We start from the raw sequence: 13,553 nt of genomic DNA, 5'->3' as shown, positions 1-13,553 counted from the left end.
AAATGAGCTGTATTGATCAACTGCCAGACGCTGAGAAGAATAATTTACTTACATCAGTTTATTCTAAAAACTTCTTTCTCTGGATTGGTTCCGGTTTCTCTTACAATTTCGGTTACGGAAGCTGGGGCCAGGTTTTGGAGAAGATTTCCGAACAGATTGAGTATCCATTGGATTTGGACACAGGGAGTCCTTTAAAAGCCGCTGAACTACTATGTTCATTTGCGAAGTCAGAAAAGGGGTTAGATGAGTACGAATTTAACTCTATCGTGGCAGACTCATTAGTCGAACTAAAAAAAGATTCCGGAAAACCAGATTGGACTAAAAAATTTACAACATTTGCACCTAATATGATTGTTACTACTAATTGGGATGATGTATTAGAGAAACTATTTGACGGTCTTCCAAATGTAATAGTTAGAAAAGATACCCGGCCGCAAGTATCTCCAACAGGAAGGAATATTTTCAAAATACATGGCGATGCGGGTCGCCCTTCCAGTATTGTGGTAACACAAACACAGTATTTTTCGTTTCAACGGGAAGACACCTACCTAAACCGAAAAATATATACTTTGTTTTCTGAGTCGTCTCCAATTTTTCTAGGGTACAGTCTAAGCGACCCCAATATTGGATTTATTTATGAGGAGGTTTATGCCCATTTAGGAGAAGAAAAGCCACCTGCATACATGGTTATTCATCCTAGTGTTAGCGATAAGGAATATGAAGAGTCATCCTTACTTTTCAGAGATAAGAATATATTTCTTATAAAGGCAGAAATTGGAGAGTTTCTGACCGATTTGTCAAATGAGATCAAAAAATTTAAAAAGTCATCAAGTAGGTTCTTTGTTCACTATGCGAATATTGAAGGCAGGCTAAGAGAGACTTTTAGTGAAATAATAGGAAAGAAGAATTTATCGAAAAATAAAGTTCTTAGTCGTTTTAATAGTCGAGACTCTAGGCATAGAGCTGTGTCTGCTATTACAGAGATTCTTTCTAATCAAATTCTTTTCAAAGAATTTGGAGGAGAGCTCCTGATACCTGAGAATCGTATGAGTTACAGAGAAATCGATCAAACTATTACTGCTGTTATTTGGATGGTAAATGAAAATGGATATCCAAATTATGATATTAAAGAAGATTTTTATGGCTCAGTAATAAATCTGTGCGCCAAATCTGACGGGGTATGGGATTTTTATACAGCTAAAAGCCCTTTCGAAAATATACTACGTATCTCACCGAAAGAAGATAGTTTAGTTTTTGAAGATCGCATAGATCATATTGTTGACGTCCTGAGATGGTCGTCACCAGATCAAATTGGCAAGTGCTGGTCAACGTGGGACGTTTACTGCAAAAGAATTAGTTGGCTGAGAGAAGAAGACATTACAGAGATGCTTCATGAGCTTCAATATGGTCAGCGATTCCCTTTTAGGAGTAGTGATGCATTGTGGATCGAAAAGCTAAAAGACAGTGAGTTTTGTTCAGATGAGCAGGCGGAAACAATAGACAAGTTGTTGGATAAGGTATAACAAACGCATGTTGTCGGACTGGTTTTCCGCTGCGCTCCACACCAGCCGCAAATGCGGGCGTTGGGCTGACAGGTGCTCACTGAAAGGAGTCATGGATGATCGTTCCTCTATTCCTTGATACAAATGATTGTCGGCATTTCTCAAAGGATGCTCGCCGCGCCATCGGAGAGGTATGTGCCGATGCTGAGCCAGAGATACGCTCTCTTCTTGGAGGCTTACCTGAGAATATTGATTTGGCATGTCAAACGGGATCTTTCGTCATTCCGGAAACGGGTGAGATGGGCACGGCAATCGCGCCGAACCGCGTGGGATGGACGGTTGATTATAGGCAGCCGGGAGGTGTAGCTACCATCGCCCGCACCCAATTACGTGCCACGTTGTTCCACGAACTCCACCACCTGGTAAGAGGGTGGGTCATGTATGGTGGGGCAGCCCCCAACTCCTTTATGGATGGGGTCGTGAGTGAGGGCCTTGCGACCGTGTTTGAGCGTGATTTTGGCGGCCGCGAGGCACCTTGGGGAGAATATCCTGAAGACGTCGAGGATTGGGTGACTGAGTTGCTAGAACTTCCAGTTTCTGCTCCTTACAACCAGTGGATGTTTCAGCACCCCGATGGGCGGCGTTGGATTGGATATCGAGCGGGAACGTACATTGTGGATCAGGCTATCCTTGCTTCCGGTTATTCAGCCGCTGACTTGGTTCTCAACTCTACCGACGAGATATTGAAGATGTCTGGAATTCGCTTAGAGAAGCCCAACAATGCCATGCACGCGACAAGCGCGTGATGGCTGGCGTTAGGTTCAAAAATGCACCTCTTCGAACTACTTAAAATATCAATCCCAGAAATCGAACCGGCTGAGTGTAAACTTCATCTGGCGACATGGAATGGGGAAGAAGATCCGATTGATGTATTCTTGGCTGGCAGCTTTGATGAATGGCAACGCTGGCAGACAAAAAGAAATTTTGAGCGCTCTTACGTCATCGCGCTAATTGCGCTTCCTGCTGCGAACCAGTGGCTGTTTGCAGGTCTTTATCAAGCACAAGGGTCAGAATGGAAAGAGCAGCACAATCTACATTATTACAAACTGATTCCTGATAAGTCATGTTCCATGCTTGATGGTCGCTTGGTGGTTGAGTTTTCTCGTACGGGTAGACAGTCGTATTTGAATGCCGAAAATTGGGCTTCAGGAATTACCGTTTCAGAAATTAAAGCAGAAAAGCTTTCTATCGCTGAATTTCCGGGGTATAGAAATATCAATTTATCGAAAGGTGAGCTTGAAACTATAGTTCGGCAATCACTTGAATCATGGCGTACAGCATTGTCAAACGTAGCTGGTGTTTACGTTATATCTGATACTGAGAGTGGGAAATTGTACGTTGGCAGTGCCACAGGAGAGGGTGGCTTATGGCAGCGCTGGAGCCAATATGCTGCTACTGGCCATGGTGGTAATAAGGAACTCCGAGAACTGCTGCGAGAAACTGGCGCAACAACAGCAGAAAGCTTTCGGTTTGCAGTATTGGAAATTGCGGATATCCATTCAAGTGAGAAGGAGGTTTTGAGGCGTGAATCTCATTGGAAAGAAGTCCTGCTCACAAGGCAGTATGGCTACAATGCCAACTAAGAACCTAACAAATCAATCAACTTCGCGCCTGCGGCGCCGGACGCAGCAAAGCTGCGCCGGTTATTGAGGCGTTATACGCTGGAGCCACATGGACGAACTATTCAGCCCGATACTCCGCTTCCTAGGCTACGTAGTAAGCGAACTACTCCTAGGAACCGTCTTCTACGCCATAGGCTGGCCTTTTGTAAAAATTGCCACACATGGAAAATATCCCAAGCGCGAATGGCTAAGCGGATCGAAGAATGAAGCTTATGTATGCTGCGTAGGAATCCTCGTGTTCTCTATTTTATTAGTGGCCGTCTTGGGCCAGTTCAGCGCATAACAATGCGCTCAACTGTCGCTCACTTCGTTCGCTGGACAGCCAAACGCTACGCTTTTGTCTGCCCGTTAGCTTAATCGTTACGCAGTTTCCAAACTTACTTGATGTCGGCCCCGTTCGGTGGTCACGAAAAACCGCATACTCGGTGATTGGCACTGAGCCTTTTGTCACTTTCCCTTGAGCGCCGCGTCCGACATCGCGGCTGTCTCGTCCTCCTCTATTTGTAGATGTGAGTGGGGCAGTATTCGTTGCAATCCAGATATTGACTCTCTCGCCCGCAGATAAAGCTGATCACTTGCAGCTTGCAGCTTGCAGCTTGCAGCTTGCAGCTTGCAGCTTGACGCAAGAGAGTCCACCAGCTTACCTTTACGTTAACGTAAAGCAACCCAAGCTGCCGCTCCATGACCCAGACCTACAGCATCTCCGACCTCGCCCGTGAGCTGGATATCACCACGCGGGCGATTCGTTTTTATGAGGAGCAGAACATGCTCAGCCCCGAGCGTCGTGGGCAGGAGCGGGTTTATAGCCCTCGGGACAAGGTGATTCTCAAGCTGATTCTGCGTGGCAAGCGCATTGGCTTTTCGCTGGCGGAGTGTCGTGAGCTGATTGAGCTGTACGACCCGGGCCACGGTAATCGCAAGCAGCTGGAGACCTTCCTGGACAAGATCACCCAGCGCCGTGCGCAGCTGGCGCAGCAGTTGCTGGATATTGAGCAGATGCAGATTGAGCTGGATACCGCGGAGGAGCGCTGTCGAACGGCGCTGGAGCAAACGAATTAACGCCAACCGTACCCCCCTTTTTGAGTGAATCATGCATATAGAAACCGTCGATCAATCGCAGTATCCGCAACTCCTGACCATCTGGGAGGCGTCGGTGCGCGCCACCCATGACTTTTTAGCCGAGGCTGATCTGCTGGAGCTGAAGCCGCTGATTCTGGAGCAGTATTTTGCTGCGGTGGATCTGCGTGTCGCCAAGGGCAGCGATGGCGAGTTGCTGGGCTTTTGTGGAGTCAGCGACGGCAATATCGAGATGCTGTTTATCGCCCCCGAAGCCCGTGGGCAGGGCGTGGGCGCGCGTTTGACCACGTACGCGATTGAACATCAGGGCGCCACCAAGGTGGATGTGAACGAACAGAACGTGCAGGCGTTGGGCTTCTATGAGCACGTTGGCTTTGCGGTGGTCAGCCGCTCACCGGTCGATGGGCAGGGCAAGCCCTATCCGCTACTGCATATGGAGCTGGCTGGGCGCTGACCATCACGGGCCTGGCCTGCCCTGAAAAACAACACTGATGCACCAACAACAATAAACACAGGTGACCCCATGCATTACCCATCGCTGAACTTCGGTCTTGGCGAGACCATCGACATGCTGCGCGAGCAGACCCGCAATCTGGTTGATGCCGAGCTGGCGCCGCGGGCGGCGGAGATCGACCGGGAGAATCAGTTTCCGCAGGACATGTGGCGGCGCTTTGGTGACATGGGGCTGCTGGGCATTACCGTGCCTGAGGAGTACGGCGGCTCGGGGCTGGGGTATCTGGCGCATGTGGTGGCGATGGAGGAGATCAGCCGTGGATCGGCGTCGGTGGGCTTGTCCTACGGGGCGCATTCCAACCTGTGCGTGAATCAGATCAACCGCAACGGCACGCCGGAGCAGAAGGCAAAATACCTGCCCAAGCTGATCAGCGGCGAGCATATCGGGGCGCTGGCGATGAGTGAGCCGAACGCCGGTTCCGATGTGGTCAGCATGAAGTTGCGGGCGGAACGCCGTGGCGATCACTTCGTGCTCAATGGCAGCAAGATGTGGATCACTAACGGCCCAGACGCGCACGTTTACGTAATTTACGCCAAGACCGAGCCGGAAAAAGGCCCACACGGCATCACCGCCTTTATCGTCGAGCGCGATTGGGCTGGTTTCTCCCGCAGCCCCAAGCTCGACAAGCTGGGCATGCGCGGCTCGAACACCTGTGAGCTGGTGTTCAACAACGTTGAGGTGCCGGTCGAGAACATCCTTGGTCAGGTCAACGGCGGCGTGAAGGTGCTGATGAGCGGGCTGGATTACGAGCGCGTGGTGCTTTCCGGTGGCCCTACGGGGATTATGCAGAGCTGCATGGACGTCGTGGTGCCCTATATCCACGACCGTCAGCAGTTCGGCCAGAGCATCGGCGAGTTCCAGCTGATCCAGGGCAAGGTCGCGGATATGTATACCCAGCTCAACGCCAGCCGCGCCTATCTGTATGCCGTGGCACAGGCCTGCGACCGTGGCGAGACCACCCGCAAGGACGCCGCCGGGGTGATTCTTTACACCGCCGAGCGCGCGACGCAGATGGCGCTGGATGCGATCCAGATTCTCGGTGGCAACGGCTACATCAACGATTACCCCACCGGCCGCCTGCTGCGCGACGCCAAGCTGTACGAGATTGGCGCCGGTACCAGCGAGATTCGGCGGATGTTGATTGGACGGGAGTTGTTTAATGAGACGCGGTGAGGCAGCTGCAAGCTATAAGCTGCAAGCGGCAAGCAGCTCTATGCTGGTTTGGGGTTGGGTGCTCGGGCGCGGCGTTAGCGCTGACGCATGGCCTGGAGAAAATGGCGGCGTGGCTGGGTTTAGCTTGCAGCTTGAAGCTTGTGGCTTGCAGCTGGCCGGGGAGCAAAAGCAATGAGCGTCCTACCAACCCAAATCACCCCCGGCTCACCGGAATACGCGGCCAACGCAACGGCCATGCGCTCCCTGGTCAGCGACCTGCAAGCCCTGCTTGCCGCCATTGCCGAGGGCGGTGGCGAGGCGGCGAATGCGCGGCATCTGGCGCGGGGCAAGTTGCTGCCGCGTCAGCGCGTGGATGCGCTGCTCGATCCGGGTTCGGCCTTTCTGGAAATCGGCCAGCTGGCCGCCCATGAGGTCTATGGCGAGTCAGTGCCGGCGGCCGGGGTGATTGCCGGTATCGGCCGGATCGAAGGCGTTGAATGCATGATCATCGCCAATGACGCCACGGTGAAGGGTGGTTCCTACTATCCGCTGAGCGTGAAGAAGCACCTGCGGGCGCAGACCATCGCCCGCGAGAACCGCCTGCCCTGCGTCTATCTGGTCGACTCCGGCGGTGCCAACCTGCCACGCCAGGACGAGGTGTTCCCGGACCGCGAGCACTTCGGGCGGATCTTCTTCAATCAGGCCAACATGAGCGCGGCGGGCATTCCGCAGATTGCTGTGGTGATGGGCTCCTGCACCGCGGGTGGCGCCTATGTGCCGGCGATGGCCGACGAGACCATCATGGTGCGCGAACAGGCGACCATCTTCCTCGCCGGGCCGCCGCTGGTGAAGGCGGCGACGGGTGAGGTGGTCAGCGCCGAGGCGCTGGGCGGCGCGGATGTGCATTGCCGCACCTCGGGCGTGGCCGATCATTACGCCGAGAATGACGAACACGCCCTGGCTCTGGCCCGCCGCTGCGTCGCCAATCTGAACTGGCACAAGCAGGGTGAGCTGAACAGCCGCCCGGTGCTGCCGCCGCGCTATTCGGTGGAGGAGCTGTACGGGGTGATTCCGGCCGACAGCAAGCAGCCGTTCGACGTGCGTGAGGTGATTGCGCGGCTGGTCGACGACAGCGCGTTCGATGAATTCAAGGCGTTGTTCGGCACCACGCTGGTGTGCGGGTTTGCGCACCTGCACGGCTACCCGGTGGCGATTCTCGCCAACAACGGCATCCTGTTTTCCGAGGCCGCGCAAAAGGGCGCGCACTTTATCGAACTGGCCTGCCAGCGTGGCATTCCGCTGCTGTTCCTGCAGAACATCACGGGTTTTATGGTCGGCAAGAAATACGAGGAAGGCGGCATCGCCAAGCACGGCGCCAAGCTGGTGACCGCGGTGGCCTGCGCGAGGGTGCCCAAGTTCACGGTGATCATCGGCGGCAGCTTTGGCGCCGGTAACTACGGCATGTGTGGCCGCGCCTACGATCCGCGCTTTCTGTGGATGTGGCCGAATGCGCGCATCTCGGTGATGGGCGCCGAACAGGCCGCGGGCGTGCTGGTGCAGGTCAAGCAGGAGCAGGCCGAGCGCAGTGGCGAGCAGTTCAGCACCGAGCAGGCCGAAGCCCTGCGCCGGCCGATTCTCGATCAATACGAACGCCAGGGCCACCCCTACTACGCCAGCGCCCGCCTGTGGGATGACGGTGTGATCGACCCGGCGCAGACGAGGGATGTGCTGGGGTTGGCGATATCGGCGGCGTTGGGCGCGCCTATACCGGCTAGCACGTTCGGTGTTTTCCGGATGTAGCGGCGCACATCAGCGGCAAGCTGCAAGCTACAAGCAGCAAGCTGACCGAGTCCGCTTCTGGCTTTTGCGCTTTAGAAAGCCCTGCGTTGGCTTGAGGGGGGGCGGCCATCCGCCTTGTAGCTTGCAGCTGCGCGAGCAAGAGCGCGCCAGCCACCAATCGAGAAAACAACATGAATGCTTACGAAACCATAGAACTCGAATTCCGCGCAGACGGTGTGGCGACGCTCTGGCTTGCTCGCGCAAGCAAGAACAACGCCTTCAACGCGCAGATGATCCGCGAGCTGCTGGACGCCCTGGATACGGTGGCGGCCAACCCGGCGGTGCGCTTCATGCTGCTGCGGGGGCGTGGCAAGCACTTCTCTGCCGGGGCCGATCTGGCCTGGATGCGCGACTGCGCGGCGCTGGATTACAACGCCAATCTGGACGACGCCCGCGAGCTGGCCCAGCTGATGGCCTCATTGGCACAGCTCAAGGTGCCGACGCTGGCGGTGGTGCAGGGCGCGGCCTTTGGTGGCGCACTCGGGTTGATCAGTTGCTGCGATATGGCGATTGGCGCGGAGGACGCGCTGTTCAGTCTGTCGGAGGTGCGCATTGGCCTGCTGCCGGCGGTGATCAGCCCGTACGTCACCCAGGCCATCGGTGCCCGTGCCACCCGCCGCTACGCGCTGACCGCCGAGCGCTTTGACGGGCTGCGGGCCCGCGAGCTGGGGCTGCTGGCTGAGTGTTATCCGCCGGCTGAGCTGGAGGCGGCGCTCGATCAGTGGGTCGCCAACCTGCTGCTGAACGGCCCGCAGGCGATGAGCGCCACCAAGGCGCTGTTGCAGGAGGTCGGGCTGGGTGCCATGAGCACGCCGCTGCGCCGCTACACCGAGGCAGCGATTGCCCGGGTGCGGATCAGCCCCGAAGGTCAGGAGGGCCTGTTGGCCTTCCTGGAAAAACGCCAACCCGACTGGTGCGCGAGCCATGATTGAGTCCCTGCTGATTGCCAACCGCGGCGAAATTGCCTGCCGCATCATGCGCACCGCGCGCGAGCTGGGTATCGCTACCGTGGCGGTGCACAGTGATACCGATCGCGATGCCCTGCACGTGCGCAGCGCCGATCAGGCGGTCAACCTCGGTGGCGCCCGCCCGAGTGACAGTTACCTCAAGGTCGAGGTGATCATCGCCGCGGCCAAAGCCGCCGGCGCCAATGCCATTCACCCGGGTTACGGCTTTCTCTCCGAGAACGCCGACTTTGCCCGCGCGGTGGCCGCCGCCGGGCTGATCTTCGTCGGCCCGCCGGCCAGCGCGATTGACGCCATGGGCAGCAAGTCGGCGGCCAAGGCGCTGATGGAAACCGCCGGCGTGCCGCTGGTGCCCGGGTATCACGGCGCCGATCAGGCGCTGGAGACCTTCCGTGTCGAGGCCGCCAAGATCGGTTACCCGGTGCTGCTCAAGGCCGCGGCCGGTGGCGGCGGCAAGGGCATGAAGGTGGTCGAATCGGAAGCGGAGCTGAGTGAGGCGCTGTCTTCGGCCCAGCGTGAGGCGCAGGCTGCCTTTGGCGATGCGCGCATGCTGGTCGAGAAATACGTGCTGCAGCCGCGCCACGTCGAGATTCAGGTGTTTGCCGACCAGCACGGCAACGCGGTGTATCTGGCCGAGCGCGACTGCTCGATCCAGCGTCGCCACCAAAAAGTGGTGGAAGAAGCGCCAGCGCCCGGATTGTCGCCCGAGTTGCGCCGCGCCATGGGTGAGGCGGCGGTCACCGCGGCGCGCGCCATTGGCTACGTGGGCGCCGGGACCGTGGAGTTTCTGCTCGACGCCCGCGGCGAGTTCTTCTTTATGGAGATGAACACCCGCCTGCAGGTCGAGCACCCGGTGACCGAGCTGATCACCGGGCAGGATCTGGTCGCCTGGCAGCTGCGCGTGGCCGCAGGGCAGCCGCTGCCGCTGACGCAGGAGCAGATTGTGCTGCGCGGCCACGCGATTGAAGTGCGGCTCTACGCGGAAGACCCGGAACAGGATTTTCTGCCTGCCAGCGGCGAGCTGACGCTGTACCGCGAGCCGGCTGCGGGCGCTGGGCGGCGGGTCGACAGCGGGGTGGTCGAAGGTGACCGCATCTCGCCGTTCTACGACCCGATGCTGAGCAAGCTGATCGCCTGGGGCGAGGACCGGGAAACCGCCCGCCGCCGTCTGCTGGCAATGCTGGCCGAGCAGCAGCTGGGCGGGCTGCACAGCAATCTCGTCTTCCTGCGTCGGGTGCTGGCGCATCCGGCCTTTGCCGCCGCCGAGCTGGATACCGGTTTTATCGCGCGTCATACCGACGTTCTGCTGCCCGCCCCGGCCCCGCTGCCCGACGCCTTCTGGGCGCTGGCGGCCTGCGCCTGGTTGCTGACGGCACCCTCTGCTGCGCGGGCTGATGACCCGCACAGCCCTTGGGCCAGCGCCTCCGGGTTGCGCCTCGGACTGGCCAGCGAACAGCGCCTGCATCTGCGCTGTGGCGAGGCCGAGGCGCGTGCCCTGCCCGCTGCGGGTGTCAGCCTGCAGGGCGATCAGTTGCTGGTTGAGGGGCGTCGCCACGCCGTGCAGCGCCGCGGTCAGTGGCTGTTTGTCGAGTGGAACGGGCAGTTGCAACGGGTCTCGCAGGTTGATCCGATCAGCGAGGTAGAGGCCCAGCAGCACGGTCACGGCGGCTTGAGCGCGCCGATGAATGGCAGTGTGGTGCGGGTGCTGGTCGAGCCGGGTCAACAGGTCGCCGCTGGCGAGTTGCTGGTGGTGGTCGAGGCAATGAAAATGGAGCACAGTATTCGCGCTGCCGAGGCCGGCGAGGTCACGGCCGTTCACTGCGCCGAGGGCGATCTGGTTGACGAAGGCCGGGTGCTGGTGGCGCTGCAACCGATTGCTGAGGAGACAACGGCATGAGCATGCCGCAACAGGTGCGCCTGGTCGAAGTGGGCCCGCGAGATGGCCTGCAAAATGAAAAACAGCCGATCAGCGTCGCCGACAAGGTGCGTCTGGTCGACGACCTGAGCGCTGCCGGTCTGAGCTACATCGAAGTCGGCAGCTTCGTCTCGCCCAAGTGGGTGCCGCAGATGGCCGGCTCGGCCGAGGTGTTTGCCGCGATTCAGCAAAAGCCCGGCGTGACCTACGCGGCGCTGGCACCGAACCTCAAGGGCTTTGAGGGCGCGCTGGAAGCTGGGGTGAAGGAAGTGGCGGTGTTTGCCGCCGCCAGCGAGGGGTTTTCCCAAAAGAACATCAACTGCTCGATTGCCGAGAGCCTGCAGCGCTTTGAGCCGATCATGGCCGCGGCCAAGGAGCACGGCGTGCGGGTGCGTGGTTATATCTCCTGTGTGCTGGGTTGCCCGATTGACGGTGACGTGGCACCGGAGCAGGTAGCAGCGATTGCCCGCGAGCTGCTCGACAGCGGCTGCTACGAGGTCTCGCTCGGCGACACCATCGGCGTCGGCACCGCAGGCGATACCCGCCGGCTGATCGAGGTGGTTGGCCGCGATATCGACCGCAGCCTGCTGGCCGGGCATTTTCACGATACCTACGGGCAGGCGCTGGCGAATATCCACGCCAGCCTGCTGGAAGGCGTGGCGGTATTTGACAGCTCGGTCGCCGGGCTCGGCGGTTGCCCCTACGCCAAGGGCGCGACCGGCAACGTCGCCACCGAAGACGTGCTCTACCTGCTCAATGGGCTGGGTATCGAGACAGGCGTCGATATGGCGGCGCTGGTGCAGACCGGTCAGCACATCTGCAACGTGCTGGGCAAAACCAACGGCTCGCGCGTGGCGCGGGCGTTGCTGGCGCGGGAGCAGGCATGAGCGAACCCTTGTGGCGGCCGAGCCCGGAGCGGGTCGCGGCCAGCCGGATGGATGGCTTCCGGCGCTTTATCAATCAGCGCCATGGGCTGGCGTTGGCCGACTACCCCGCGCTGCATGCGTGGAGCGTCAGCGCGGTTGCCGATTTCTGGCAGGCAGTGGCCGACTTCTTTGCGGTGGACTTCAGCACCCCGCCGCAGCGGGTGCTGGATAACCCGGATGCCATGCCCGGCGCGCAATGGTTTGCCGGTGCCGAGCTGAATTTTGCTGCCCACCTGCTGCGCCGCCGCGACGACCACCCGGCGCTGATTGCGCTCAGCGAAGACGGCCAGCGTGAACAGCTCAGCTACGCCGAGCTGGCCGCGCGGGTGGCCGGGCTGCAGCAGCACCTGCTGAAGCTCGGTGTGCAGCCCGGTGATCGGGTCGCGGCGCTGATGCCCAATACCTGGCAGACCGTGGTCGGCATGCTGGCGGCGGCGAGCATCGGTGCGGTCTGGTCATCCTGCTCGCCGGACTTTGGCGCGCAGGGCGTGGTCGACCGCTTCGGCCAGATCGAGCCGCGGGTGCTGATCGCCTGCAGCGGTTACCGCTACGCCGGCAAGCAATTGGATATGAGCGGCAAGCTGGCGGAAATCCTGCCGCAACTGGGCGGCCTGCAGCAGCTGATCATGGTGCCCTACGGTGGCGTGGAGCCGTGTCTGGCCGAGTTTGCCTCGGTGGTGTCGACCGCCCACTGGGACGACGTCAGCCAGCCGGCCGGCAGCCCGGCGTTCACCGCCCTGCCCTTTGCCCAGCCGCTCTACATTCTGTATTCCAGCGGCACCACCGGGGTCCCCAAGTGCATCGTTCACGGTGCCGGTGGCACCTTGCTGCAGCACCTCAAGGAACACGGCCTGCACACCGATCTGGGCAGCGAGGACGTGCTGTTCTACTTCACTACCTGCGGCTGGATGATGTGGAACTGGCTGGTCTCCGGGCTGGCGCTGGGCGCGACACTGGTCCTCTACGATGGTTCGCCCTTTGAGCCCTCTGCTGACAGGTTGATCGACCTGATCGACGCGGAAAACATCAGCGTATTCGGCACCAGCGCCAAGTATCTGGCCGCGCTGGAGAAGTCCGGCGTCGAGCCGAATCGCCGCCACCAGCTGAGCCGCCTGAAGGCGGTGCTGTCGACCGGTTCACCGCTGGCGCACGAGGGTTTTGATTACGTCTACCGCTGCTTCAAAGCGGACCTGTGCCTGTCGTCGATCTCTGGCGGCACCGACATTGTCTCCTGCTTCGCCCTTGGCAACCCGACCGCGCCGGTCTGGCGTGGCGAACTGCAGTGCAAGGGCCTCGGCATGGCGGTCGAGGTGTGGGACGACGAAGGTCAGCGGCTGAGTGAAGGCAAGGGCGAGTTGGTCTGCAGCAAACCTTTCCCGTCGATGCCGCTGGGCTTCTGGAAGGATGAGGACGGCAGCCGTTTCCGCGCCGCCTACTTCGAGCGCTTCCCCGGCGTCTGGGCGCATGGCGATTACGCTGAAGAGACGCCGCACGGCGGGCTGATCATTCACGGCCGCTCGGATGCGGTGCTCAACCCCGGCGGGGTGCGCATCGGCACTGCGGAAATCTACCGGCAGGTGGAGAAGGTCGAAGCGGTGCTGGAGTCGCTCGCCATCGGCCAGCAGTGGCAGGGCGATGTGCGCGTGGTGCTGTTTGTGCGCCTGCGCGACGGTTTGCCGCTGGATGCGGCACTAGAGGCGAAGATCCGCCAGGTGATTCGCGCCAACGCCACCCCGCGCCATGTGCCGGCGAAGATCATCGCGGTCAGCGACATCCCCCGCACCCGCAGCGGCAAGATCGTCGAACTGGCGGTACGCAACGTGGTGCACGGTCTGCCGGTGAAGAACACCGACGCGCTTGCCAATCCAGAGGCGCTGGATCTGTTCCGCGACGTGCCCGCGCTACAGCAGTAATCGTCTCGGCGCTGCTTCAACTGTTGCTGCGGCTCTGCGGAAGGCCGGGTTTACACCCGGCCAGCGGC

At 59.4% G+C, this 13,553-nt stretch carries 11 protein-coding genes; all 11 read left to right on the top strand.

The window, feature by feature from the left end; translation table 11 throughout:
• Positions 1-2: 2 nt before the first annotated feature.
• The 11 genes from ACKPCU_RS02390 to ACKPCU_RS02340 all read left to right on the top strand — a co-directional run bounded on the left by ACKPCU_RS02390 (position 3) and on the right by ACKPCU_RS02340 (position 13,485).
• Positions 3-1,523 (top strand): SIR2 family NAD-dependent protein deacylase, encoded by a 1,521-nt coding sequence (locus ACKPCU_RS02390; protein ID WP_321349608.1) that lies wholly within the window; start codon positions 3-5, stop codon positions 1,521-1,523.
• A 95-nt stretch (positions 1,524-1,618) separates the two neighbouring features.
• A complete protein-coding gene (locus ACKPCU_RS02385) occupies positions 1,619-2,308 on the top strand; it encodes a DUF2268 domain-containing putative Zn-dependent protease (protein WP_321349606.1) in 690 nt (229 codons plus the stop codon).
• A 21-nt stretch (positions 2,309-2,329) separates the two neighbouring features.
• Positions 2,330-3,145: a GIY-YIG nuclease family protein gene (locus ACKPCU_RS02380; RefSeq protein WP_303416910.1), complete on the top strand. Its 816-nt coding sequence runs from the start codon at positions 2,330-2,332 to the stop codon at positions 3,143-3,145.
• 720 nt (positions 3,146-3,865) lie between these two features.
• Positions 3,866-4,243, top strand: a complete 378-nt coding sequence (locus tag ACKPCU_RS02375; protein ID WP_088277659.1) for a MerR family transcriptional regulator — start codon at positions 3,866-3,868, stop codon at positions 4,241-4,243.
• 31 nt (positions 4,244-4,274) lie between these two features.
• Positions 4,275-4,715, top strand: a complete 441-nt coding sequence (locus ACKPCU_RS02370) for an acetyltransferase (RefSeq protein ID WP_118131615.1) — start codon at positions 4,275-4,277, stop codon at positions 4,713-4,715.
• 69 nt (positions 4,716-4,784) lie between these two features.
• A complete protein-coding gene (locus tag ACKPCU_RS02365; RefSeq protein WP_321349598.1) occupies positions 4,785-5,948 on the top strand; it encodes an isovaleryl-CoA dehydrogenase in 1,164 nt (387 codons plus the stop codon).
• 171 nt (positions 5,949-6,119) lie between these two features.
• Positions 6,120-7,727 carry a carboxyl transferase domain-containing protein gene (locus ACKPCU_RS02360; protein ID WP_321349596.1) on the top strand — a complete coding sequence of 536 codons (1,608 nt, stop codon included), beginning with the start codon at positions 6,120-6,122 and terminating at the stop codon, positions 7,725-7,727.
• A 170-nt stretch (positions 7,728-7,897) separates the two neighbouring features.
• A complete protein-coding gene (locus ACKPCU_RS02355; protein ID WP_321349595.1) occupies positions 7,898-8,698 on the top strand; it encodes a gamma-carboxygeranoyl-CoA hydratase in 801 nt (266 codons plus the stop codon).
• Positions 8,691-10,628 carry an acetyl/propionyl/methylcrotonyl-CoA carboxylase subunit alpha gene (locus ACKPCU_RS02350; RefSeq protein ID WP_321349594.1) on the top strand — a complete coding sequence of 646 codons (1,938 nt, stop codon included), beginning with the start codon at positions 8,691-8,693 and terminating at the stop codon, positions 10,626-10,628. The genes ACKPCU_RS02355 and ACKPCU_RS02350 overlap by 8 nt, the downstream gene beginning before the upstream one ends.
• Entirely contained in the window at positions 10,625-11,533 is a 909-nt protein-coding gene (locus ACKPCU_RS02345; RefSeq protein ID WP_321349591.1) for a hydroxymethylglutaryl-CoA lyase, read from the top strand. Before ACKPCU_RS02350 ends, ACKPCU_RS02345 begins: the two co-directional genes overlap by 4 nt.
• Positions 11,530-13,485: an acetoacetate--CoA ligase gene (locus tag ACKPCU_RS02340; protein ID WP_321349589.1), complete on the top strand. Its 1,956-nt coding sequence runs from the start codon at positions 11,530-11,532 to the stop codon at positions 13,483-13,485. The genes ACKPCU_RS02345 and ACKPCU_RS02340 overlap by 4 nt, the downstream gene beginning before the upstream one ends.
• The last annotated feature ends 68 nt before the right edge of the window (positions 13,486-13,553 follow it).

The organism is Halopseudomonas oceani (genome assembly GCF_963677335.1).
GTDB lineage: Bacteria > Pseudomonadota > Gammaproteobacteria > Pseudomonadales > Pseudomonadaceae > Halopseudomonas > Halopseudomonas oceani.
Note: the sequence above shows the minus strand (reverse complement) of the source record. Positions and strands in the feature narration are given on the sequence as shown.